22 protein-coding genes are annotated in these 21,680 nt (G+C 47.1%); 16 read left to right on the forward strand and 6 right to left on the reverse strand.

The annotated features are described in order from the left end of the window. Window positions 1-6: 6 nt before the first annotated feature. Window positions 7-684: a uracil-DNA glycosylase gene (locus LQ247_RS01795; RefSeq protein WP_020453337.1), complete on the forward strand. Its 678-nt coding sequence runs from the start codon at window positions 7-9 to the stop codon at window positions 682-684. A 50-nt stretch (window positions 685-734) separates the two neighbouring features. On the opposite strand, the gene LQ247_RS01800 is transcribed toward LQ247_RS01795, so the two are convergent. After that, on the reverse strand, window positions 735-2,117 hold the full coding sequence (locus tag LQ247_RS01800; protein WP_048350108.1) for an aldehyde dehydrogenase: 1,383 nt from the start codon (window positions 2,115-2,117) through the stop codon (window positions 735-737). 271 nt (window positions 2,118-2,388) lie between these two features. On the opposite strand from LQ247_RS01800, the gene LQ247_RS01805 reads away from it, so the two are divergent. The 8 genes from LQ247_RS01805 to LQ247_RS01840 all read left to right on the forward strand — a co-directional run bounded on the left by LQ247_RS01805 (window position 2,389) and on the right by LQ247_RS01840 (window position 9,719). Then, window positions 2,389-2,697 (forward strand): YwdI family protein, encoded by a 309-nt coding sequence (locus LQ247_RS01805; protein WP_023857026.1) that lies wholly within the window; start codon window positions 2,389-2,391, stop codon window positions 2,695-2,697. A gap of 38 nt (window positions 2,698-2,735) precedes the next feature. Beyond that, complete coding sequence (locus LQ247_RS01810; RefSeq protein WP_023857027.1) at window positions 2,736-4,037, forward strand: purine/pyrimidine permease; 1,302 nt, start codon at window positions 2,736-2,738, stop codon at window positions 4,035-4,037. Window positions 4,038-4,104: 67 nt separating this feature from the next. Next, the gene (locus LQ247_RS01815; protein ID WP_025810614.1) at window positions 4,105-4,476 is read left to right on the forward strand and encodes a DUF423 domain-containing protein; all 372 of its coding nucleotides are present in this window, start codon (window positions 4,105-4,107) and stop codon (window positions 4,474-4,476) included. 157 nt (window positions 4,477-4,633) lie between these two features. After that, on the forward strand, window positions 4,634-5,272 hold the full coding sequence (locus LQ247_RS01820; protein WP_023857029.1) for a response regulator: 639 nt from the start codon (window positions 4,634-4,636) through the stop codon (window positions 5,270-5,272). A gap of 14 nt (window positions 5,273-5,286) precedes the next feature. Continuing rightward, on the forward strand, window positions 5,287-6,393 hold the full coding sequence (locus LQ247_RS01825; RefSeq protein ID WP_144497879.1) for a sensor histidine kinase: 1,107 nt from the start codon (window positions 5,287-5,289) through the stop codon (window positions 6,391-6,393). Between the two features lie 103 nt (window positions 6,394-6,496). Continuing rightward, on the forward strand, window positions 6,497-7,432 hold the full coding sequence (locus LQ247_RS01830; protein ID WP_023857031.1) for an ABC transporter ATP-binding protein: 936 nt from the start codon (window positions 6,497-6,499) through the stop codon (window positions 7,430-7,432). A 15-nt stretch (window positions 7,433-7,447) separates the two neighbouring features. Continuing rightward, window positions 7,448-8,572, forward strand: coding sequence for an ABC transporter permease (locus LQ247_RS01835; protein WP_269145952.1), 1,125 nt, complete (start codon window positions 7,448-7,450; stop codon window positions 8,570-8,572). Window position 8,573: 1 nt separating this feature from the next. After that, a complete protein-coding gene (locus LQ247_RS01840) occupies window positions 8,574-9,719 on the forward strand; it encodes an ABC transporter permease (protein WP_020453328.1) in 1,146 nt (381 codons plus the stop codon). Window positions 9,720-9,760: 41 nt separating this feature from the next. On the opposite strand, the gene gerQ is transcribed toward LQ247_RS01840, so the two are convergent. Continuing rightward, window positions 9,761-10,297, reverse strand: coding sequence for a spore coat protein GerQ (gene gerQ, locus LQ247_RS01845; protein ID WP_020453327.1), 537 nt, complete (start codon window positions 10,295-10,297; stop codon window positions 9,761-9,763). Window positions 10,298-10,524: 227 nt separating this feature from the next. Continuing rightward, on the reverse strand, window positions 10,525-11,871 hold the full coding sequence (locus LQ247_RS01850; RefSeq protein WP_020453326.1) for a TrkH family potassium uptake protein: 1,347 nt from the start codon (window positions 11,869-11,871) through the stop codon (window positions 10,525-10,527). Window positions 11,872-12,293: 422 nt separating this feature from the next. Between LQ247_RS01850 and bslA the strand changes: the two genes are divergently transcribed. Further along, window positions 12,294-12,833 carry a biofilm surface layer hydrophobin BslA gene (gene bslA, locus LQ247_RS01855; protein ID WP_231005657.1) on the forward strand — a complete coding sequence of 180 codons (540 nt, stop codon included), beginning with the start codon at window positions 12,294-12,296 and terminating at the stop codon, window positions 12,831-12,833. A 46-nt stretch (window positions 12,834-12,879) separates the two neighbouring features. Here the strand turns inward: bslA and hemQ are convergent, their stop codons facing one another. Beyond that, window positions 12,880-13,644 (reverse strand): hydrogen peroxide-dependent heme synthase, encoded by a 765-nt coding sequence (hemQ, locus tag LQ247_RS01860; RefSeq protein WP_020453323.1) that lies wholly within the window; start codon window positions 13,642-13,644, stop codon window positions 12,880-12,882. A gap of 289 nt (window positions 13,645-13,933) precedes the next feature. Here hemQ and pta point away from each other — a divergent pair, with 289 nt between their 5' ends. Further along, window positions 13,934-14,905 carry a phosphate acetyltransferase gene (pta, locus tag LQ247_RS01865; protein WP_101561353.1) on the forward strand — a complete coding sequence of 324 codons (972 nt, stop codon included), beginning with the start codon at window positions 13,934-13,936 and terminating at the stop codon, window positions 14,903-14,905. A gap of 42 nt (window positions 14,906-14,947) precedes the next feature. On the opposite strand, the gene LQ247_RS01870 is transcribed toward pta, so the two are convergent. Then, window positions 14,948-15,898: an amidohydrolase family protein gene (locus tag LQ247_RS01870; RefSeq protein ID WP_048350408.1), complete on the reverse strand. Its 951-nt coding sequence runs from the start codon at window positions 15,896-15,898 to the stop codon at window positions 14,948-14,950. An 18-nt stretch (window positions 15,899-15,916) separates the two neighbouring features. Next, window positions 15,917-16,696, reverse strand: a complete 780-nt coding sequence (locus LQ247_RS01875) for an IclR family transcriptional regulator (RefSeq protein WP_025810618.1) — start codon at window positions 16,694-16,696, stop codon at window positions 15,917-15,919. A 201-nt stretch (window positions 16,697-16,897) separates the two neighbouring features. Between LQ247_RS01875 and LQ247_RS01880 the strand changes: the two genes are divergently transcribed. The 5 genes from LQ247_RS01880 to LQ247_RS01900 are packed head-to-tail and all read left to right on the forward strand — an operon-like array spanning window position 16,898 to window position 21,669. Then, a complete protein-coding gene (locus tag LQ247_RS01880; RefSeq protein ID WP_231005507.1) occupies window positions 16,898-18,373 on the forward strand; it encodes an aldehyde dehydrogenase in 1,476 nt (491 codons plus the stop codon). Window positions 18,374-18,387: 14 nt separating this feature from the next. Beyond that, a complete protein-coding gene (locus LQ247_RS01885) occupies window positions 18,388-19,173 on the forward strand; it encodes a 2-keto-4-pentenoate hydratase (protein ID WP_023857037.1) in 786 nt (261 codons plus the stop codon). A 14-nt stretch (window positions 19,174-19,187) separates the two neighbouring features. Continuing rightward, window positions 19,188-19,379: a 4-oxalocrotonate tautomerase gene (locus tag LQ247_RS01890; RefSeq protein ID WP_020453317.1), complete on the forward strand. Its 192-nt coding sequence runs from the start codon at window positions 19,188-19,190 to the stop codon at window positions 19,377-19,379. 23 nt (window positions 19,380-19,402) lie between these two features. Further along, a complete protein-coding gene (locus LQ247_RS01895; protein ID WP_023857038.1) occupies window positions 19,403-20,254 on the forward strand; it encodes an extradiol ring-cleavage dioxygenase in 852 nt (283 codons plus the stop codon). Between the two features lie 38 nt (window positions 20,255-20,292). Continuing rightward, window positions 20,293-21,669, forward strand: a complete 1,377-nt coding sequence (locus LQ247_RS01900) for an MFS transporter (protein WP_231005509.1) — start codon at window positions 20,293-20,295, stop codon at window positions 21,667-21,669. The last annotated feature ends 11 nt before the right edge of the window (window positions 21,670-21,680 follow it).

Genomic DNA, 21,680 nt, shown 5'->3' on the forward strand with positions numbered 1-21,680 from the left:
TGAACATTGAAACAGATTTTGAATGACAGCTGGTGGCAGCAGCTGAAGGACGAGTTTAATAAGCCTTACTATCAAGAACTGAGGGAAATGCTGAAAAGGGAGTATGCAGAGCACACCGTATATCCTGAACCGAACGATATATACAATGCTTTGCATTATACTTCCTATGAAAATGTTAAAGTCGTGATTCTCGGCCAGGATCCGTATCATGGCCCGGGGCAGGCCCATGGCTTAAGCTTTTCCGTACAACCCGGTGTCAATCCGCCGCCTTCTTTGAAAAATATCTTTATAGAATTGCAGAATGACATTGGCGCCGACATCCCTAATCACGGTTCTCTCGTCAGTTGGGCCAAGCAAGGCGTTCTGCTGCTGAACACCGTTTTGACTGTGAGACGGGGCCAGGCAAATTCGCATAAAGGAAAAGGGTGGGAACAGCTGACAGACAGTATCATAGATGTTTTAAACAAAAGAGATAAGCCGGTCGTTTTTATTCTCTGGGGCCGGCATGCCCAAATGAAGAAAGAGCGAATCGATACATCCAAGCATTTCATTATCCAGTCGCCGCATCCGAGCCCATTCTCGGCTAGAAACGGGTTTTTCGGGAGCAGACCGTTTTCAAGAGCCAATCAGTATTTGGAACAAATCGGTGATGAGCCGATTGATTGGTCCCTTCCGAATCTTTAAAATCGCGAGAACCGCTAAAATAAGCGGTTCTTCGTTTGTCTGGCTCCTATCTACCTGAGAAGTTTTTTGATGATTCGCAGCCCGTTTTTTGATGAAGGGTAACGGAATGAAATGTCAAACAGGTTTGTCTGTTTTAAAACGCTTTTCTCGTGGGAAAACGTCTTAAAGCTGTGATACCCATGGTAACTTCCGATTCCGCTTTCGCCTACGCCGCCGAAGGGGAGGTAAGGTGTGGCTGTGTGCATCAGCGTGTCATTGATGCATCCCCCGCCAAATGAAATCCGGCTGAGGATGTGCTTCTGTACCGGTTTTTCATTCGTAAACAAATAGAGCGCGAGCGGTTTAGGGCGGCTTTGAACCATTTGGATAACGTCTTCGATTGTTTCATAGCCGATGACAGGAAGGAGCGGCCCGAAAATCTCTTCCTGCATGATCGGCGATTCCCAGTCGGGTTCATCGATAATGGCCGGAGCAATTTTAAGTGCGTCTTTTTGATACGTTCCGCCTGTTACGATATTCTCGTTGTGTAAAAAGCGGAGTAACCGTTCGAAATGACGTTCGCTTATGATTTTTCCGTACGCCGGATGGCTTTCCGGCGCTTTTCCGTAAAATGTTTGGATCGATTGCTTCAGAGCGTGCAACAGCCCGCTTTTCACATCTTTGTGTACGAGCAGATAATCAGGCGCAATGCACGTCTGTCCTGCGTTTGTCAGCTTTCCGAAAACAATCCTTTGAGCTGCAAGCTTAAGATCAGCATCCTTGTGCACGATGCAGGGGCTTTTTCCGCCAAGCTCAAGTGTGACTGGAATGAGCTGTTTTGCTGCGGCTTCCATGACGACTTTGCCCACGGGAACACTGCCTGTAAAAAAGATATAGTCAAATTTTTGCCGCAAAAGCTCTTGATTCGTCTCCACCCCGCCCTCAATAACGGATACATATTCGGGGGGAAAGATTTCTTTAAGCATCTTGGATATGACGCTGGATACAGCGGGAGCAAGCTCTGACGGTTTGATGACGGCCGTATTCCCCGCAGCAAGTGCGCCGATCAGAGGCGAAACGGCAAGCTGAAACGGATAGTTCCATGGCGCGATGATCAGGACCGTGCCATAAGGCTCCGCAATGACGATGCTTTTTGAACCGATGTGCGAGACGGCCGTTTTGGCCTTTTTCGGCTTGGCCCATTTTTTTAATCGTCTGCTGATGAAGCGGATTTCTTCCAGTACAATGCCGATTTCCGTCATATAGGCTTCGTGCTCTGATTTATTAAGGTCTTTCTGAAGGGCTTCAAGTATGTCCCGTTCATATTTTTTTACAGCATTCTTAAGAATGTTAAGCTGTTCCAGACGATTTTCAACAGCGAGTGTTGCCCCGCTTAAAAAATATCGCTTTTGCTCGGTAACGGTCGTTTCGATGGAGGGTGTACGTTCTGCCATTCCCTGATTCCTTTCGCTTTTAGAAATTCGAGTGAAGTTTTTTTTCATTATGTGTGACAGCCTTTTCAGCTGTCAACTTTTAGCCGTAATAAAATCGGCGTTTTCCACCTGCGTTTGCCTGCAGATATCTTTTTTAAAAGTGCAAAAGGTGATATTTCACAGCAGGAGAGGCAATTTTTCGCAATGGATATTTGCAAAGTGCATTCGGCACGGGAGAAGTTAATTTGGTAAAATGAAATGGAAACTGAAAACGGTTTGGAGGATCGATTTGATGAACATACATATATCAAGTTTGCTGCAGAAGATGGAGGACGAATTGAAAAAAGCAAAGGAATGCAGCCAGGAAAATGAATTGAAAATGCACATCGCGGTTATCCGCTCCCTTTGCGACGTCATTGTTGAACCGCAGCAGCGGCCGTCCGTCCAGTCTTCACCCTATGTTCAAACGGCCAATAAACCATCGAGCGACCAGCTGATGCTAGAAAAAATGATGGGGAGCGCCGGTGCTGAACAGTACAAAAAACAAGAGAAACAAAAGCACGAAGATGACGGCAACGGAGATTCTATTTTTGATTTCTAGGCGCCGTCGGCTGTTTTAAAAAAGAGAGGTTGATCAACTTGAAACTGCTTTTTGGGGCTTTACAATGGACGGCATTTATTATTGCGGCCGCAATCGTGGTGCCCATTGCAATCGGGCAGTCATTCGGGCTGAACCAGGCAGAGACCGCAGGGCTGGTTCAAAGCACTTTTTTCGTGCTCGGCACAACGGCTTTTATCCAATGTTTATTGGGACACCGCCTGCCGATTAATGAGAGTCCGGCCGGCCTCTGGTGGGGCGTGTACACGATTTATTCCGGTCTTACAGGGACCGTATTTGCGACTCATATTGAAACGCTTCAGGGGCTGCAGGGAGCGATGCTGCTAAGCGCGGTTTTCTTCTTTATTTTTAGTTTATTTAAAGTTATTGATAAGCTGGCTGTGATGTTTACTCCTGTTGTGACGGGCATTTATTTACTGCTGCTGGTCATCCAGCTTAGCGATCCGATCGTTAAAGGTGTCATGGGGATCGGCTACCGGAAAAACGAGGTCGATATACCCGTGTTTTTGCTGGCGGTTGTGGTCATGCTGGCTACGTTTCTGATGAGCCGGTCAAACATTCCGGTTCTCAAGCAATATTCAATTTTAATTGCGCTTTTCGGCGGCTGGGTCTTATTTGCCGTATTCGGCGTGGCGAAGGCGCCTGAGCATGCGAACCAGCTGTTCCGCCTTCCGGATATTTTTCCGTTCGGAATGCCGCTGTTTGACAGCGGATTAGTCGTTACTTCGCTATTTATTACAGTATTGTTAATCGTCAATATGCTCGCCAGCATACGGGTGGTTGAAGGAGCGGTCAGACAGTTTGAGAAGCTGGAGGAGAGGAGGCGGGCACGTCCTGCCGGATTTATCGCCTCCGTCAGCCATTTGCTGAGCGGATTGCTCGGAGCTGTAGGCACGGTGCCGATATCCGGGGCGGCCGGGTTTATTCAAACGACGAGAATGTCTTCGAAAAAACCGTTTTTGCTCGGGAGTTTGATCGTGATCGTCATCAGCTTTTTCCCGCTGGTCATGAATACTTTTGCCAGCCTGCCGTCTCCGGTCGGCTTTGCGGTGAACTTCGTCGTGTTTTCAACGATGGTCGGCCTGGCATTTGCCGAATTCGATTCTTATGAAAAGGACGAGGCAGGCCGCATCCGTTTTGTTACCGGGATTGCGCTCCTTGCCGGCGTGGGGGTCATGTTTGTACCTGAAAGTGCTTTGGAAGGAATGCATCCTGTTTTTGTTTCCATTTTAAGCAATGGGCTTGTCCTTGGAACAATTGTAGCGATTGCTGCGGAACAGATGCAGCTACGGAAAAAGAAATTTGACAATATCGTGTCATGAGATGTGTAAACGTTGAAATTAAAGGCGTGTGCGCTATGATGATAAAAGAAAGGCGGGCGATTTGATCGTGAAATTATTTTTAATTTTAGGTGCTGTCAATGCGATGCTTGCGGTTGCTTTAGGGGCGTTCGGAGCTCATGGTCTTGAGGGGAAAATTCCCGAGAAATATTTGCAAATCTGGCAGACCGGCGTCCAGTATCATATGTATCATGCGCTCGGTTTAATTGCCGTCGCGCTCATCGCGTCAAAGCTTACAGATGCGGGAAGCGTAACTGCGGCAGGTTGGCTGATGTTTGCCGGAATCGTTTTATTTTCAGGAAGTTTATATGTCCTCAGCCTTACGCAAATCAGCGTCCTCGGTGCGATTACTCCGCTGGGCGGCGTGGCGTTTATTGCCGCATGGATCATGGTTGTTGTATCAGCTGTTAAATACTTGTAGCTTACTAAAAAGCCAATCTCCTGAAAGGATTGGCTTTTTTTTTATTTTAACAGGGGCTGATTCATGGTAATTTAATGTTATGAACAGGGCGAAAGACCCGGCTTTTGCATTTTGACAGAAGGGATGTGCATGGCGGAGGACCGGTCTCCGTTCAAAGATGAAAATTAAAGTGATCATTGCGGATGACAATTCATTCATAAGAGAGGGTATGAAAATCATACTGAGCACTTATGATGAATTTGAAGTGCTGGCGACGGTGGAGGATGGCTTGCAAGCGGTCGAATTTTGCCGCGGCCAAGCTGTGGATATTGCACTGCTTGATGTCCGCATGCCCAACATGGATGGAGTGGAAGCTGCGCGGCTCATTTCAGAAACGGGCGCCAAGCCTTTTATTTTAACAACGTTTGATGATGACGAATACATCGTCGCTGCCATACGGAACGGAGCAAAAGGATATTTGCTGAAAAATGCCGATCCTGAGCGAATTAGAGACGCAATTAAAAGCGTGTACAACGGCCATACTGTCATGCAGGATATCATCCTCGACAAGATTAAATCTAATTTGGCGGAGCATAAAGAAGCGGAATCCAAAATAGACGAAAGCCTGTTTACCGAACGCGAGCTCGGAATTATGGCCCTGATTGCCAGAGGGCTGTCCAATAAAGAAATATCGAAAGAACTGTTTATTTCTGAAGGTACGATTGCCAATTATATTTCCTCGATTTTGGGGAAAACAGGGCTTGAACACCGGACGCAAATCGCAATTTATTATTTAACTGGAAAAGTTAACTTTTAATCTGGGGGATCACCATGGAATTGCGGATTTTGACCGGCAAACTGATTTTGCTGGGATTTATCATCTATCAATGCGTTTCTTCGGAAATTGACAATCTGCCGTGGCTTGTGTTCAGCATTCTTGTTTACGCCTGTATCAACCTCGGGATTTCAATTTTATCTGAAGGAAAAATAAAAAAGCTTTTTATTATTATGTCTGTCATCATTTCAATTTTTTCTTATGCCGAGGTGCACCCCCTATTTATTTTATTTCTTCCTTTTAGCCTGTATGAAGGAGCAGCTAATTTCGGGCTGCCGAAGTGGATGGTACTTGCCGCTTCAATCGTTCCGGTTTTGTTTATCAATGAAAGCATCTCAGCGGTCTACGCGTTGACAGCCGCTTTTCAATTTTTGCTGTACTGGGCGGCAAGCCAAGATGCAGCGCGGATTGAAAAGCTTGAACATCATATCGATCAAACGAGAAGAGACCTGGAGAAGGTAACAAACATGCTGCAGGAAAACAAAGAGTTTATCAGACAATCCGAATATACGTATAAGCTTGAGGAGCGGAACCGGCTTTCCCAGGAAATACACGATAAAATCGGCCATTCCATGACAGGAGCGCTGATTCAGCTCGAAGCGGCGAAGCGCGTCCTTGACATAGACAAGGAAAAAGCTTCCGAGCTCCTGCAAAACGCGATTAACATCTCCAAGGACGGGATCGAAAATATCAGATTGACGTTAAAAAGCGTCAAGCCGCCCTCAGAACAGATGGGTATCCATAGATTGAAGCTGTTTATCGATGAATGTTCGGCGCGGTATCATATGAATATTTCATTTTTGCATAAAGGCGATTTGGATGTTATTTCTCAAATTCAGTGGAAGATTATGTTTGAAAATATCACCGAAGCACTGACAAACTCGGTGAAATATGCAGAAGCGACACATGTATCCATCTATATTCATGTGCTGAATACACTCATTAAAGCCGAAGTGAAAGACAATGGAAAAGGGCGGCAGAAAATCAAGAAAGGGATGGGGATCATCGGGATGGAGGAACGGGCCGCTTCTGTTAACGGAAAGGTGATTGTTGACGGTTCGAACGGCTTCTCTGTCACCACCTTGCTGCCCAAGCATGAATGATTTCATGAATTGAATATGAATTTTCTCATGTGAAAAAGATGAAATGCTGCACTGCCGCACCATTCATCTTTTTTTTATAATGAAATCAAAATGAGGTGAGAACATGAATGTATTGGAAATCCATCATCTAACAAAAAAATTTGGCGACTTCGTTGCCGTCGACAATATATCACTCTCGATCGAAGAGGGCGAAATATTTGGATTGCTCGGCGCAAACGGGGCCGGAAAGAGCACGACCATTCACATGATCTCGAGTTTGCTGAGATGCAATGAAGGCGAGATTTTGATTCTCGGAAAAAACATTGCGAAACACCGCAAATTCGCCAAGATGAATATCGGCATTGTCCCGCAGGATCTGGCCATTTACGAGGATTTAACGGCATATGAAAATGTGAAGTTTTTCGCCGGACTCTATGGTCTCCGCGGGGCCCAATTGCGCAATCGGGTGGAAGAAGCATTGCAGTTCGTCGGTTTAAGCGATAAGCATAAAAGCTTCCCGAAAAATTTTTCAGGCGGAATGAAAAGAAGGCTCAATATCGCCTGCGCGATCGCCCACAGGCCAAAGTTGATCATCATGGATGAACCAACGGTGGGGATTGATCCGCATTCGAGAAATTATATTTTGGAATCCGTCAAAAAGTTAAATGCGATGGGCTGCACGATTATTTACACCAGCCATTATATGGAAGAAGTTGAAGAGATCTGTACGCGGATCGCCATCGTGGATCATGGAAAAATTATCGCCGAAGGAACGAAGGAGCAGCTGAAATCGATCATTACCAACACGAAAGATATTCAGGTCGTTCTTAAATCGGCGGAAAATGTCGATATCGGCGAACTGAAAACGATCAGCGGCGTGGAGGCGGCTGCTCTTGAAGACAATACGATCAAAATCAACTCGGATGCAGGTGTCAATAATTTAAACCAGATTATTGAGAAGCTGATGAAAAACGGGGCCGAGATTCGTTCATTGGAAGAAAAAGCGCCTAATTTGGAAACCGTGTTCCTGACCTTGACCGGAAGACAGTTGCGCGATTAGAAAGGGGGCCATGGTTTGAATACACTCATCATTGCGAAAAAAGAAATTGTATCGGCTTTTCGGGACAAGCGGACATTCCTTTTTATGCTGGCATTTCCGATTGTACTGATTATGATTTTAGGCACCGCGCTGACGAACGCTTTCGATCAGCAAACAGCAGCGGTCGGCGAGGTTCATGTTCTGTATAAAGACAAGGCTGACGGAGCGTTTTCGGAAGGTTTTAAAACATTCGCAAAAGAAGCGAAAACATCCGGCGTTCATTTTAAAAAAATATTGTCTGATACGGATGGAAAACAAGAAATCAAACAAGGGAACTACGATGCTTACCTTGAGATCGAAAACAGCGGCATCAAGCTTTACCAAATGGATAAAAACAGTATGAAAAACAGCATTATTCAAGGAATGCTGACCGCGTTTGCAAACCGGTACAATGCCGCACAAGAGATCATCAAAGCCGCTCCTGAGCAAGCGGGTGCCGTGCTCGGGGACATACCTGGCGACCATTATATCAAGGAGACGTCTCTCAGCTCAGACAGAAAGCCCAACTCCATGGATTATTACGCGGTTACCATGACCACTCTGATCGCGCTTTACAGTGCACTAAGCGCCAGTTATTTAATAAGGGGAGAGCGGCTTGGAAAAACAGCCGACCGGCTGATCGCGGCGCCGGTTCATAAAGGCGAGATTTTTGCCGGCAAGCTGATTGGCAATCTTGTGACAAACGGATTGTGTATTTTTGCCGTCGTCATATTCAGCAAATACGTATTTAAAGCGTACTGGGGAGATCATCTCGCCCTTGTGGCGGCCGTGCTGTTCAGCATCGTATTGTTTGCCGTATGCCTCGGCCTTGGCGTCAGTTATTTGACGAGAACGGGGGAAGCGGCAGTGGCGATCATTAACGTGTTGATTCCGCTGTTTGCATTTTTCGGAGGCGCTTATTTTCCTGTCGAGGGTGCGGAAGGTGTTTTAGCTTTGATCAAAGACCTGTCTCCGCTCACATGGACGAACGAAGCTATTATGAACATTATATTTGCGGACGATCTAGCGGCGGGGCTGCCCGTAATCTTGCTGAACATCGGTTTATCCCTGTTATTTCTGCTGATTGCCGTTGTCTCATTGCAGAGAAGGGAGGGGCTGTAAGATGAAAGAAATGCTATGGCTTGTCAAAAACACACTGAATGTCACCTTCAAAAAGAAGATCAATATCTTTCTGTTCGTATGTCTGCCCTTGCTAGGCATATTCGTATCGCTTTTAACAGAGGGAAGCATGGACAAGACAGATTTGCGCGTCGGAATTATCAATCATGACGGCGGACGAATCGCCGAAGATACTAAGGATTTTTTGAAGGGGATCGAGAATGTCAACATCAGCGCGGTCAGTGAGGCAGAAGGGAAAAGTCAAATTGCGTCAGGGGAGCTTGATTGCGTCATTACGTTTGAACAAGGCTTTTCTCAAAGCGTGCAGAGCGGAGAACCGGCTCATATCGCCATTGCATCTGTCAAAGGCGCTGAAATCACCGGGTTTGTGAAATCGTATGTTTATCATTACATTGATAATATCGCCGCAATCGGCAAATCGGCGCAGGGGAATGAAAAGCGTTTTGAGGAAATGTATAAAAATTACCGGAGTTCTGAAACGGGTGTCAAAACATATACGGTTGAAGACACGGCGAAAAATAGAAACATGACGGAGCGAACGGTCGGTTTTCTTCTGATGGCGATGCTTTTTTCAGCGGGAAGCTTGACCGAACTGTTAGTGAAGGAAAAAGAGAACAGAACGTATTTCAGGCTTTTGACCACACCGATAACGGCAAGACAGTACGTTATGTCCAATGTGGCCGTCAGTATGTCTGTCATCGCATGCCAAATCTTTTTAACATTGATAATGGTGAAATATGTGTTCCGGATGGAGACTGGCATCTCATTTTGGGAGATGGCAGCGGTGCTGTTGATTTTTGCGCTAAGCGCGGTCGGCCTGGCGCTGATCACCGTCGTCTTTGCAAATAGCTCCAAGTCATCCGGGGTATTGCGAAATTTAATATTTATGCCGACGATCATGCTGTCCGGATGTTTTTGGCCGATTGAAATCATGCCGTCTTTCGCACAACGTATCGCGGACTTTCTTCCGCAGCGGTGGGTGCTGGATACGCTGGCAAAATTGCAGGAGGGACAGCAGCTTCAAGGTCTTTATTTGAATATCATGATCCTGTTTGCTTTCGCTGCTGTCTTTTTCCTCATCGTTATTTACAAATTCAAACGTAATAATGATGTGAGAAACTTTGCTTAATATCTATAAAAAAAGGGTTCGGTTTTAATGAAACCGAACCTTTATCTTGGGGTATATGAGGCCATTGAATACGGATAATCATAAGTGATCGGCTCATCAAACGTAATATAGTCAAGATACACCATCAGCAGCAAATAGCGTGTGCCTGTTTTTCTGTCGCTTAAAATAATGTGGTCGCGGCCGGCTGCTTCAATTTCTCCCCGAAAGACTTTCGCATTCCATTCCGGATTGTTTTCAAATGTCATATATACGGTTGCCACTTTTCCGCGATTGAGCCGCAAAATATTTTCAATGTAGGATTGCTCAAGCGGCAGCATGCCGGGGATACTCGGTGAAGTCTGCTGTGCTGAAGGCATCGGAGGGACCTGGACTCCTGCCGGCTGCGGCTGGAACAGCTGTGGGCCGGGCTGCTGATACGATTGCTGCCCCCCCGTTTGGGTGAAAGGCTGCTGTCCATGCTGCTGGTACATTTGCCCCATCTGCCCCATCTGCGGATAAGGGTTGGGCCCCATTTGCTGCCGGAAATCCGGCATTTCAAGCTCCTGAAGCGGCTGAATCTGATTTTTTTTAAATTTCATCTCGTTCCTCCTCATTTCATTGTGTCAAAGTCATGCCTACCGTCCATACATGAGGAATGATAAAGTGCTGCTATGAAGACGATCCGGCTGTAAAAGACTCAAGATGATAGATCAATATTTCCCATCCCTTTTACAGTATGAACGGGCGGGATGGAATATGACGACACATCATGTTGGAAAGAGAAAAACAAAAAGACCGCTCGTGAAAAGAGCGGTCTTTCTGCATATTAACCTGTGATCACTTCATCTTCAGGATGGCGGATCGGCGCCTTCTTCGGCTTGGCCAGCGTAAACGCCATAGTGAGAGGCCCGACGCGGCCGATAAACATCATCATCATGATAACCGCTTTGCCTGCGGTCGTTAAATCAGGTGTCAGTCCCATCGACAGGCCGACCGTTCCAAAAGCGGAAAATACTTCAAAGACGATTTCCAAAAATGGAGCATTCTCTGTGATCGTCAATATAAATAATGCGAAAAGCACGAATAAAAAACTGATCACAATGATGGCCAAAGCTCTTAAAATGGTTTTCATTTTAATCGCCCTTTTGAACACAACCGTCTCGCTTTTTCCCCTTAAAAAGGTGATCGTCGCCAAGATCATCACGATAAACGTTGTCAGTTTAATTCCGCTTCCTGTTGACGCGCTTCCGGCTCCGATAAACATCAAAACGATGGTTAACAGGAGGGACGGCGTTGTCATCTGGGCGATATCAAGCGTATTGAATCCGGCAGTTCTCGGTGTCACACCCTGGAAGTAAGCGCCCCACATTTTGTCGGCTAAAGGCAGTCCGCCGAGCGTACCTGGATTCGAGTATTCCAAAATAAAAATCAGCAAGGCGGCTGTCGTATTGATGATCAATGTTCCAACGATCATGAGCTTGGAATGCAGCGATAATGTCCGGAAGTTTCGCTTTGTCCATAAATCCAGCAGAACGGTAAAGCCGATACCCCCTGTAATGAAAAGGCCTGTGATGACAATGTTGACAATCGGGTCGCCCACATATTGAGACAAGTTGTCCGGCCACAGGGAGAACCCCGCATTGTTAAAGGCTGAAATCGTGTTAAACAAACTATGAAACAAGCCTTTTTGCAAACCGTATTCAGGAACCCATCTGATCGAAAGGATCAAAAATGCCACAAATTCTATGACAATGGTAAAAATAAACAAATGCTTGACCAGGCGGACAAGTCCGCCTAAAGAAGTCTGGTTAAATGCTTCTTGAACGAGAATCCGCTGCTGCAGGCCGATTTTTTTGCCGATCATCATGATGACGAGAACGGCAAACGTCATTAAGCCGAGTCCGCCGATTTGAATCAGGCACATAATAACTGTTTGTCCGAAAACCGTAAAATCTGCCCCTGTATCGACAACAACAAGCCCAGTTACCGTAGTTGCAGAGGTGGCCGTGAATAAAGCATCCACCCATGAGATGTAAGTAGTGGATGCGCCGGGCAGCTTCAATAAACAGGCGCCGATGGCAATGATAATCAAGAAACTGAGCGCCAGCGTCTGCGGCGGACTAATATTGATGATCTTACCTTTTACAAGATTTGAAGAAACCAATTTAGGCATTTTTTCGTTCCTTTCTTCATCCATTCAGTCAAAACATGAATGGAGAAAAAGCAAGGTGATTTCAAATTTAAACGCAGATGGTCATGTTTCAATAATGTCAATAATGTACAGCCAGATACACCGTTTGTCAACAAAAATCAGGAGAATGAAGAGAAGGAATGCGGACGGGTCTTTTGTCCTTTACTAAAGAACAGCGAAGAAAATCAAGAGGAGCAACGCCTGGTTAAATTCTATTATTTTGCATTTCTTTTAAAAATATGACATGGAAAACATTTACTACCTGTTGAAAAAATGGTAGTTTTTAATAGAAATCACCAAAGTGCCGGCGCTTTGGGAAGAAGGCGTTGCTTGATGTTGCCTTTCTTGTACGCTTTCGTCATGACGAATGATGAAAAAAATGATGACTAGGGGGAATTGCTGTGTTGAAAAGAATGTATCGTTCTAAATTGTCAATCTTGGCGGTTAGTCTCGTGATGATGGTTTCGATTTTTCTGCCTTCGTTCCAGGCTAGCGCTCAAACAACCAAAACTGAATCTGTCTACTGCCCGGCTGCGAACGCTTCCTTGTATGCGACTATAACAGGTGCCAGCAAACAGGAGTGGTCGTTCTCGGATATTGAGCTGACGTATCGTCCGAATTCAATCCTGGCGCTGGGAACGGTTGAATTTACATTGCCGTCGGGATTTTCCGCAACAACGAAAGATACCGTGAACGGAAGAGCGTTGACTACAGGGCAAATTTTGAATAACGGAAAAACGGTAAGGCTGCCGCTTACAATTGATCTGTTGGGTATTGCGGAGTTTAAGCTTGTGCTGGCAAACAAAACGCTGCCTGCCGCAGGAAAGTATACATTCCGGGCGGAGAACAGAGTGCTGGGGCTCGGATCGACTTTCTATGCCGAATCTTCAATCGAGGTGCAAAAAAGGGCGACTCCGCCTACACAGCCGTGTAACTGCAAGTAATAGGCAAAAAAGCTCCAAAGACCGAGGTCTTTGGAGCTTTTTATCATTACACATGCAAAAATGCAGGCAGCTGTTCATTTGCGAGGCGGTTGCCGACAAAGAATGAACCGAATTCACCGTACCGGGCGCTTACTTCATCGAAGCGCATTTCATAGACGAGCTTTTTGAACTGGAGCACATCATCTGAAAAGAGCGTGACACCCCACTCATAATCGTCAAATCCGATTGAGCCGGTAATAATCTGTTTCACTTTGCCCGCATAGCCGCGGCCGATCATCCCGTGGCTGCGCATCAAGCTTCTTCTCTCTTCCATAGACAGCATGTACCAGTTGTCATCGCCCGATCTTCTTTTATCCATCGGATAGAAGCAGACATATTTGGCGTTCGGGAGCTCAGGGTACAGGCGCGCACGCACTTGCGGATTTTCGTAAGGGTCTCCCTCGCCGCTTCCCATATAGTTGCTCAGCTCGACAACGGATACGTATGAATAAGCAGGTATCGTGTATTCAGCGAGTTTGGATTTATTGAACTCAAGTTCAATTTGATTTAATTCCTCCATCGTAGGACGCAAAATCATCAGCATGAAGTCCGCTTTTTGGCCGACGATGCTGTATAGCGTGTGGCTTCCGTTTCCTTCTTTTTGAGCAGCTCCCCATTTTTCGAGAAGACCTGTAAATTCGCTGATAATGATCTGGCGCTCATCGCTTGAAAGCATTTTCCATGCGGACCAGTCCATTGTCCGGAAATCGTGAAGGGCATACCAGCCGTCAAGCGTTTGGGCGGCTTCGTTCGTTTTTTGCTGTTCGCTCATTTTGCAATCACTCCCAATTTGTATGTACTTGCCTTCATCATATCATAGTTTGCCGCGTTTTATCCGTTTAGAAGATTTGAACAAAAGGTGACGATCTGTCGTATAACTGGGAAAGGCTGTTATATACTAATAGAAGTGTTTAAACCCTGCCGCACTTAAATTAATTTAAAAAAAGCGTTTAAAAAGTGAAAGCATTATAATAAAATACAGAAGGATTGAATTTATATCACAAAAGAGTATGCTTAATAGAGAAATGAAGTATTTGTGACACTTTCAAGGAGGGTATATAGTGGCAGATCTATTTACAACAGTGCAGGAAAAAGTAGCAGGAAAAGGAGTTAAAATCGTATTTCCGGAAGGTATGGACGAGCGCATTCTCAAAGCTGTCAACGATTTGGCCGGAAACAACGTATTAAAGCCGATCCTTGTGGGAAACGAGCAGGAAATCAAAGATAGAGCGAACGGGTTGAATTTGACGCTGGATGGCGTTGACATATACGATCCTCATACATACGAAGGAATGGAAGACCTTGTTCAGGCTTTCGTTGAACGCCGCAAAGGAAAAGCGACGGAAGAACAGGCCCGCCAAATCCTTTTAGATGAGAACTATTTTGGAACGATGCTTGTTTATAAAGGGCTTGCCGACGGTCTTGTCAGCGGTGCGGCTCATTCAACAGCGGATACGGTTCGCCCTGCGCTGCAAATTATTAAAACAAAAGAAGGCGTGAAGAAAACTTCCGGCGTGTTTATCATGGCGCGCGGCGATGAGCAGTATGTATTTGCAGACTGTGCGATCAATATTGCGCCTGACAGTCAGGACCTTGCGGAAATTGCAATCGAAAGTGCGAACACAGCGAAAATGTTCAACATTGACCCTCGTGTCGCCATGCTCAGCTTTTCAACAAAAGGCTCTGCAAAATCAGACGAAACTGAAAAGGTAGCCAATGCGGTTGCGATCGCCAAAGAAAAAGCGCCTGAGCTTACACTGGACGGCGAATTCCAATTTGATGCGGCATTCGTTCCATCTGTCGCCGAGAAAAAAGCGCCGGACTCCGTCATTAAAGGTGATGCAAACGTATTTGTTTTCCCAAGCCTTGAAGCGGGGAACATCGGCTATAAAATCGCTCAGCGCCTCGGCAACTTCGAAGCGGTCGGTCCGATTCTGCAAGGGCTGAACATGCCTGTAAACGACCTCTCCAGAGGATGCAACGCTGAAGACGTTTATAATCTTGCGCTGATTACGGCAGTTCAAGCGCTGTAATTTGTTTTTGAAAAAGGTGAACCTGAAGAGGTTCGCCTTTTTTTATGCTTCAATCGCTACATTCAGCAGAGATTCCGCCCCTTTCCGACCGGGATCGAGAGGCGGCCACTGACAAAGGTCAAAAGGAAAATCGGAACCCGGAACAAGGCGGTCTTCTCCGATGAGCTTCTTTAAATATGCCGCACTTTCTTTCTCCCACAGCACGCTGTCAAACCAAAACTTCCGCAAATATTCGCGCGGCGGCGCCGAAAGCGATGAAGAAACGCCGGCCCATTTGTCATATCCTTTGTCCAGTCTTCCGATCTGATAGGGCAAAAAGCCGCCGCCGTGCGCCAGCAGAATTTTCACATTGCGAAAACGGTCTGTAAACCCGCTTAACAAAAGATCAGCGGCGCAAATTGTCGTTTCCCACGGAACGCCGATCAAATTTGGCAGCATCCTGCGGCGAAGCCGCGGATCTTCAGAAAGGAGCGGATGGATAAAGATAATCGCTTTTCTTCTGTCAGCCGTTTCCCAAAACGGTGTAAATGCTTCGTCTGAGAGAAGCATTTGCGAAGCGCCGGGGCCGATAATCGCTCCTTTAAGGCCGTTGTTCATCGCTTCATTCAGGCGCTCGCTCGCCTTTAAAGGGCTGTTCAGCGGGACGGTGCCGAGGCCTGAAAGGCGGCCGTCGTGTTTTTTAACCCATCCGGCAAGCGCTTTGTTGTATACAAAGGACAATTCGTCTGTGATTTCTTCGGCGAGATCGTAAAGGAAAAGCTGGGGAACCGGCGATACCAATGAGTGTGAGACGCCGGCTTCCTGCTGGGCTTCCAAATATAAAGCTTCCTGGTAGAACAGCTCTTTTAATTCAAAGCCCCATTTGTGATTGACCGTCAAAAACTCCGCTTGGCGGCCATCCTTTTTTTCGCGGACGGCGTGGACCTTCTTTTCATTGTCGTCCAGCCAAAGCAGCACATCGTGCGGTATAAAGTGCGTGTGAAGATCATACAAAGCCGATTCCCCCAATTTTTATATTCGTTTCCAGTACCCGATTCTTTCGGAAATATCCCGGGCCGCTTTTTTCACTTGGTATACGATTTTCGCCTGCCGGGCCTTTATGCGTTCTGCCGGACCTACGACACTGACGGCGTACAACACTCGTCCCGCGTGGTTTCTGACGGGAGCTGAGATGGATGTGACACCATCAATGAATTCCCCGCAACTGACGTCAAACCCGTTTTCTTTAACGGTTTTCAACGCCTCCCTCAATTTGTCCTCGTCTGTAATCGTTTGTTTTGTACAGCTTTTCAAGCCTTCCTTCACATACTCATCCAATATGCCGTCTTCGTCAAAGGCGAGAAGCACCTTGCCCGAGCTTGTGCAATGCATCGGGTTTTGCCGCCCGATATATGAGAGAAGTTCGACAGGGCGGGGGCATTCCGTCCGATTGAGATAAACGACGCTTAGATCGCGTCGCATCGCAATATGCGACGTTTCGCCGGTCTCTTCTGTCAGCCGTTTGAGGACCGGCTGGGATTCGCGGTTGATTTCAAGAGTGGAGTTGACAATGGTGTTTAACTTCAGAACCGATAAGCCGAGCTTGTATCTTCTGGATTCCGGGTCCTTCATGACAAACCCTTCGCTTTCCAATGTAGTCAAAAGGCGCGATACTGTGCTTTTTCCGAGGCCGAGCGATGAGGCGAGTTCGGTTAGTTTCTTTTCCGGTGTCTCTAATGTAAACGATTGAAGCAGACGAAGTGCATTTTTTACTGAACCGAGCAGCTGGTGGTCCTTTGTCTCAACAGTCATAGGTTCCTCAACTCTCTCCCTTGTTTTCGTTGCCTTTTATTCCATAATATAACATGATTTAAAAAATAAAAAAGCGGAAAATATCAAATTTTCGGAAAAAATGTCTGATTTGTTCCGCATAGAGGAACATTGCTGTTTTCTTGTCGTTTAAAATCATTTAACTTAATGGAAAGGATTTGAAAAGGAGGATGTTTGTAGAATATGAATGTTCAGACCCCATCGGCAAAACTCGTAAAACCTTTTGACTGTCAGCACTACATAAACGGCAGGTACTTTCCTTCAGAGAACGGCAGTACGTTTGACAATATCAATCCGGCTACACAGGAAATCATCGGGAGCGTTGCGGAAGGAGGCAAAAAAGAGGTCGATCTTGCAGTCGCGGCCGCAAGGCGTGCTTTAAACGGACGCTGGAAAAACATGACCGTTGACGAAAGGATTCGGATCATCAGAAAGGTCGGCGACATCATACTTGAGCGTAAAGACGAACTGGCAAGGCTCGAGACATTGGATACGGGGAAGCCGCTTTCGCTCTCAAGTAATTTAGATATTCCGCGGGCTGCTTTCAACTTTCATTTTTTTGCGGATTTTATGAGAGGAGCCGGAACAGAAGCTTATCAAACTGACGATCTTGCAATCAATTATGCGATCCGCCGTCCGGTCGGCGTCGTCGGGCTGATCAATCCGTGGAACTTGCCGCTGCTTTTGCTGACGTGGAAATTGGCGCCTTGTCTGGCGGCGGGAAATACAGCCGTCATCAAACCGGCTGAACTGACGCCGCTGACAGCCACGCTCCTCGGGGAAATCTGCCATGATGCAGGAATGCCTGACGGAGTCGTCAACATCGTCCACGGGTTTGGGCCTGATTCCGCCGGCGCTGCGCTTTCTGAGCATCCCGATGTTGATGCGATATCTTTCACGGGAGAAACGACAACCGGCAAAATCATTATGGAAGCTGCTTCGAAAACATTAAAGAAACTTTCCTTTGAATTGGGAGGAAAGAACCCGAATATTATTTTTGCCGATGCCGACATGGAGGAAGCCGTCAGTATCTCATTGAAATCGAGTTTCGTCAACCAGGGCGAAGTATGTATGAGCGGCTCCCGCATCTATGTCGAGCGGGAAGCGTATGACGAATTTCTGAACAAGTTCGTTGAGAAAACGAAAGAGCTCAAAGTCGGCGATCCTTTTGATCCGGATACGAATATCGGCGCCTTAATTTCTTCTGAACACACCGAGCGTGTGATGAACTACATCGAATTGGCCAAACGGGAAGGCGGCGTTATTTTAACCGGAGGAAAACGCCCTGAAGGACAGGAATCCGGCTGCTTTCTTGAACCGACGATTATCACCGGACTTTCCCGCAATTCCAGGCTCATCAAAGAAGAAATCTTCGGGCCGGTCGTGACGGTGATTCCGTTCGACGAAGAGGAGGAAGTTATTGCACAGGCTAATGATACACATTACGGATTAAGCGCGACCGTATGGACGAACGACCTCCGCCGGGCGCACCGCGTAGCCGGGCAAATCGAATCGGGCATGGTATGGGTCAACAGCTGGTTTCTCCGCGATCTTCGGACACCGTTTGGCGGCATGAAACAGAGCGGGCTCGGACGAGAAGGAGGCATTCACAGCCTCGAATTCTTCAGCGAATTAACCAATATTTGCATCAAGCTGTAAAAGGAGGAAAACGGATGAATGCCACAGCATTGAAGGATACGGCGCGCCTCTTGTATCTTGCTGAAACAGAGAAGCGCGAGGTTGAAAGAATCACAAAGGACTACCCGGAGCTGACCGTCGAAGAGGCGTATGCGATTCAAGAAGAACTGATTCAACTGAAATTATGGGATGGCAACGGCATTATCGGTCCGAAAATGGGCCTGACAAGCCGGGCGAAAATGGAGCAGATGAACGTCGAGGAGCCGATCTACGGTTATATTTTTGAAGATATGATCGTACCAAACGGCGGAAGCATCCGGATGAACGAGCTGATTCACCCGAAGGTTGAAGCCGAGATTGCTTTTGTGCTTGGAAAGGATATTGAAGGGCCGGGTGTTACAAAGGAGAAGGTCCTTGAAGCCGTTGCTGAATTGATTCCCGTTCTTGAAGTGATTGACAGCCGTTATGAAAACTTCTCATTTACCCTGCCTGATGTCATTGCGGACAATGCGTCATCTTCAAGGGTGGTGTTAGGTGAAAAAGTGAAGATGCCGGACCATTTCAAGCTTGATGAAGCAAAAGTCTCTTTAGTGATAAACGGCGAGGTCAAAGAGCAGGGCACTGGTGCAGCAGTTGTCGGACATCCCGCAAATTCGGCGGCCATGCTCGCCAATATGCTCTCCAGGAAGAAACAAAAGCTTGCGGCCGGAAGCATCATTTTAACGGGCGGTGTAACGGGAGCTGTCATGCTGCAGCCGGGCGACCGCGTTTCAGCACAAGTAGAAGGACTGGGAGATGTATCATTTTCAGTCCAATCATAACCTGAGGTGATCATATGCCGATCGTTCATATTCAATTATTAGAAGGCCGGCCGCCTGAAAAGGTCGAGGAAGTCATTCAAAAAGTGACGGAAACGTTGAGCGCCACCCTTGATGCTCCGAGGGAAAACGTCCGTGTTCTTGTCACCGAAATTCCTAAAAGCCACTGGGGCATAGGCGGAACACCGGTTTCAAAATTAAGACCTTAAAGAAGGCGACGGGAGGAATCTACATGTCAATCGAATTGGCGGCGCTTGTTCCGCATACACCGAGGATGTGCTTTGAAGATAAAACCCCTGACTTTCAAAAAGAGCTGGTCAAAGGGATGAAGCGGCTCTCCGGGATCATCGAAAGAATTCAGCCTGATGCCGTTGTCTTGATTTCCTGTCACTGGACGTCAAGCTTCGATCATCTGATCGATGCGGCTCCCGATCATCAAGGCGTTTTAACAGCTTTGGAGTGCCCGAATTTAATTTCCGATGTTCCGTATTCTTACCCCGGGGACACGGAATTGGCGCTGCAGTTGGCCGAAGCCGGCGCAAAAGAGGGGCTTTCCGTCATTCCTATCAACGATCCCGCCTACTGCTGGGACTACGGGACAGTTGTTCCGCTGCGCTATCTCGTTCCAAAAGGGGATATTCCCGTCATCGATTTATCGGTTACATTGGCGGCGAACCTGGAAGAAACGTATTTGTGGGGCCGGATTGCCGGAAGAGTACTGAAGGAAAGCAGAAAGAAAATCGTGTTCATCAGCAGCGGGGCACTCAGCCACCATTTGGTGAGAGGGCCCGAATGCATGCCGACTTTGGCCGAACAGGCCCTCGATGCTCAATTTTTAACCTATTTAACAGACAACGATCTTATATCTGCTCAGCAGATGCTGCCTCAATATGCTAAAAATGCCGGACTTGAAGCTGGCGGCCGTCACATTGCAATGCTTTTGGGCGTGCTTGAAGACGGATGTAAAAGCACGTTTTACGGATACGGCCAGTCTTCCGGGAGCTCCAATGTCGTCATGGCATTCGAACCTGCGGGGCAAAAAGCTCGCACGCACGCTTTCAATGAAAAAGACACCGTACGTTAAGCTGTTCTCATAATACGATTAGAATCGTGGAGGGAAACATGAAAAATCGTTCAGTTCATCCAGCAGAAATCATGGCGGCCAGCAAATTCAACAAAGTGCATCTGACTGTTTTCCTATGGTGTTTTTTCGCCATCGCCTTTGACGGTTATGATATTGCGATGTACGGCGTCAGCTTGCCGTGGCTGATGGAGGAATGGAGCCTGACCGCCATTCAAGCCGGAGCGATCGGCAGCTATACATTGATCGGTATGATGCTCGGCGCACTTATTTTTTCACCGCTCGCAGATCAATACGGCCGCAAAAAGGTGTTAGGCTTCTGTATTTTTCTGTTCAGCCTGTTTACGGCATTGGCCGGGCTGATCGATTCTCCGCTTTTGTTTACGATCATGCGGTTTCTTGCTGCTCTTGGAATGGGCGGGTTGATGCCAAATGCGATTTCGCTGATGACCGAATATTCGCCGAAAAAAAACAGAGCGGTGATCGTAGCCGCCATGTATTGCGGCTATTCCGCAGGCGGTGTGCTGGCGTCTCTCGTCGGCATGTTCGCCGTGCCCGGGACAAGCTGGAGAGTGCTGTATCTGATCGGAGCCGTGCCGCTCTTTGTGCTCCCGTTTTTTTTCAGCCGGTTCCCCGAATCTCTGTCATTTTACGTTTTGAAGAAGAAGACGAAAGCGTTGGCTGAGATTCTCAATCAGGTGCATCCGGCGGGACGGTACAGGGAAGACGACAATTATCAAATTTCGGTGATTGCGAAAGAAAAGAAGGGCTTTCCAGTTAAAAAACTGTTCGAACAAAAACGTGCAGCGAGCACATTCGCATTCTGGCTTTCCGTTTTCAGCTGCCTTCTCATGGTCTACGGCTTAAATACATGGCTTCCGAAAATGATGCAGGAGTCAGGTTACGGGCTGTCGTCAAGCTTGTCATTTAATCTGGCGCTGTGCAGCGGACAAGCCGCAGGAGCGGTATTCGGCGGATATTTGGCAGATAAGGCCGGCCATAAAAAAGTGCTTGCGGCGATGTATGTCATCGGGGCCTTTTGTTTTGCAGCGTTTGGAATGACGATGAACGCCGTTCTTCTGTACTTGCTGATTGCTTTAGGCGGAGCATGCACTGTCGGAGCGCAAAATATCGCCAATCCTTATATTTCAGAATATTATCCGAAAGAAATCAGAGCGACCGGAATCGGCTGGGCGCTCGGGGTCGGCAGACTCGGAGCGATCATTGCTCCTTCGCTGTTTGCATTGATTCTTGCTGCTGGGATGGAGCCGAAGCAGGCTTTCATGGTGTTCGCGATCCCGAGTGTTTTTGCTGCGCTTGGCATCATGCTCGTCCAAGAGAAGCATGCTTCATTTGATTTTGTCTCTAAATCGGAAAGCGCCGAGTTTACGTTAGAAGCCACATCAAAACATGGATAAAGGGAGGAAAC

Source organism: Bacillus sp. BS3(2021), from assembly GCF_021043345.1.
Lineage (GTDB): Bacteria > Bacillota > Bacilli > Bacillales > Bacillaceae > Bacillus > Bacillus paralicheniformis.

What these genes read in the sequence shown, in the direction of transcription:
- LQ247_RS01830 (WP_023857031.1), top strand. Translation starts at nt 6,497, where the DNA reads ATGAATGTATTGGAAATCCATCATCTAACAAAAAAATTTGGCGACTTC.
- LQ247_RS01850 (WP_020453326.1), bottom strand. Translation starts at nt 11,871, where the DNA reads ATGCCTAAATTGGTTTCTTCAAATCTTGTAAAAGGTAAGATCATCAAT.
- LQ247_RS01800 (WP_048350108.1), bottom strand. Translation starts at nt 2,117, where the DNA reads ATGGCAGAACGTACACCCTCCATCGAAACGACCGTTACCGAGCAAAAG.
- LQ247_RS01880 (WP_231005507.1), top strand. Translation starts at nt 16,898, where the DNA reads ATGAATGTTCAGACCCCATCGGCAAAACTCGTAAAACCTTTTGACTGT.
- LQ247_RS01875 (WP_025810618.1), bottom strand. Translation starts at nt 16,696, where the DNA reads ATGACTGTTGAGACAAAGGACCACCAGCTGCTCGGTTCAGTAAAAAAT.
- hemQ (WP_020453323.1), bottom strand. Translation starts at nt 13,644, where the DNA reads ATGAGCGAACAGCAAAAAACGAACGAAGCCGCCCAAACGCTTGACGGC.
- LQ247_RS01885 (WP_023857037.1), top strand. Translation starts at nt 18,388, where the DNA reads ATGAATGCCACAGCATTGAAGGATACGGCGCGCCTCTTGTATCTTGCT.
- gerQ (WP_020453327.1), bottom strand. Translation starts at nt 10,297, where the DNA reads ATGAAATTTAAAAAAAATCAGATTCAGCCGCTTCAGGAGCTTGAAATG.
- LQ247_RS01895 (WP_023857038.1), top strand. Translation starts at nt 19,403, where the DNA reads ATGTCAATCGAATTGGCGGCGCTTGTTCCGCATACACCGAGGATGTGC.
- LQ247_RS01900 (WP_231005509.1), top strand. Translation starts at nt 20,293, where the DNA reads ATGAAAAATCGTTCAGTTCATCCAGCAGAAATCATGGCGGCCAGCAAA.
- LQ247_RS01840 (WP_020453328.1), top strand. Translation starts at nt 8,574, where the DNA reads ATGAAAGAAATGCTATGGCTTGTCAAAAACACACTGAATGTCACCTTC.
- LQ247_RS01805 (WP_023857026.1), top strand. Translation starts at nt 2,389, where the DNA reads ATGAACATACATATATCAAGTTTGCTGCAGAAGATGGAGGACGAATTG.
- LQ247_RS01890 (WP_020453317.1), top strand. Translation starts at nt 19,188, where the DNA reads ATGCCGATCGTTCATATTCAATTATTAGAAGGCCGGCCGCCTGAAAAG.
- LQ247_RS01825 (WP_144497879.1), top strand. Translation starts at nt 5,287, where the DNA reads ATGGAATTGCGGATTTTGACCGGCAAACTGATTTTGCTGGGATTTATC.
- LQ247_RS01820 (WP_023857029.1), top strand. Translation starts at nt 4,634, where the DNA reads ATGAAAATTAAAGTGATCATTGCGGATGACAATTCATTCATAAGAGAG.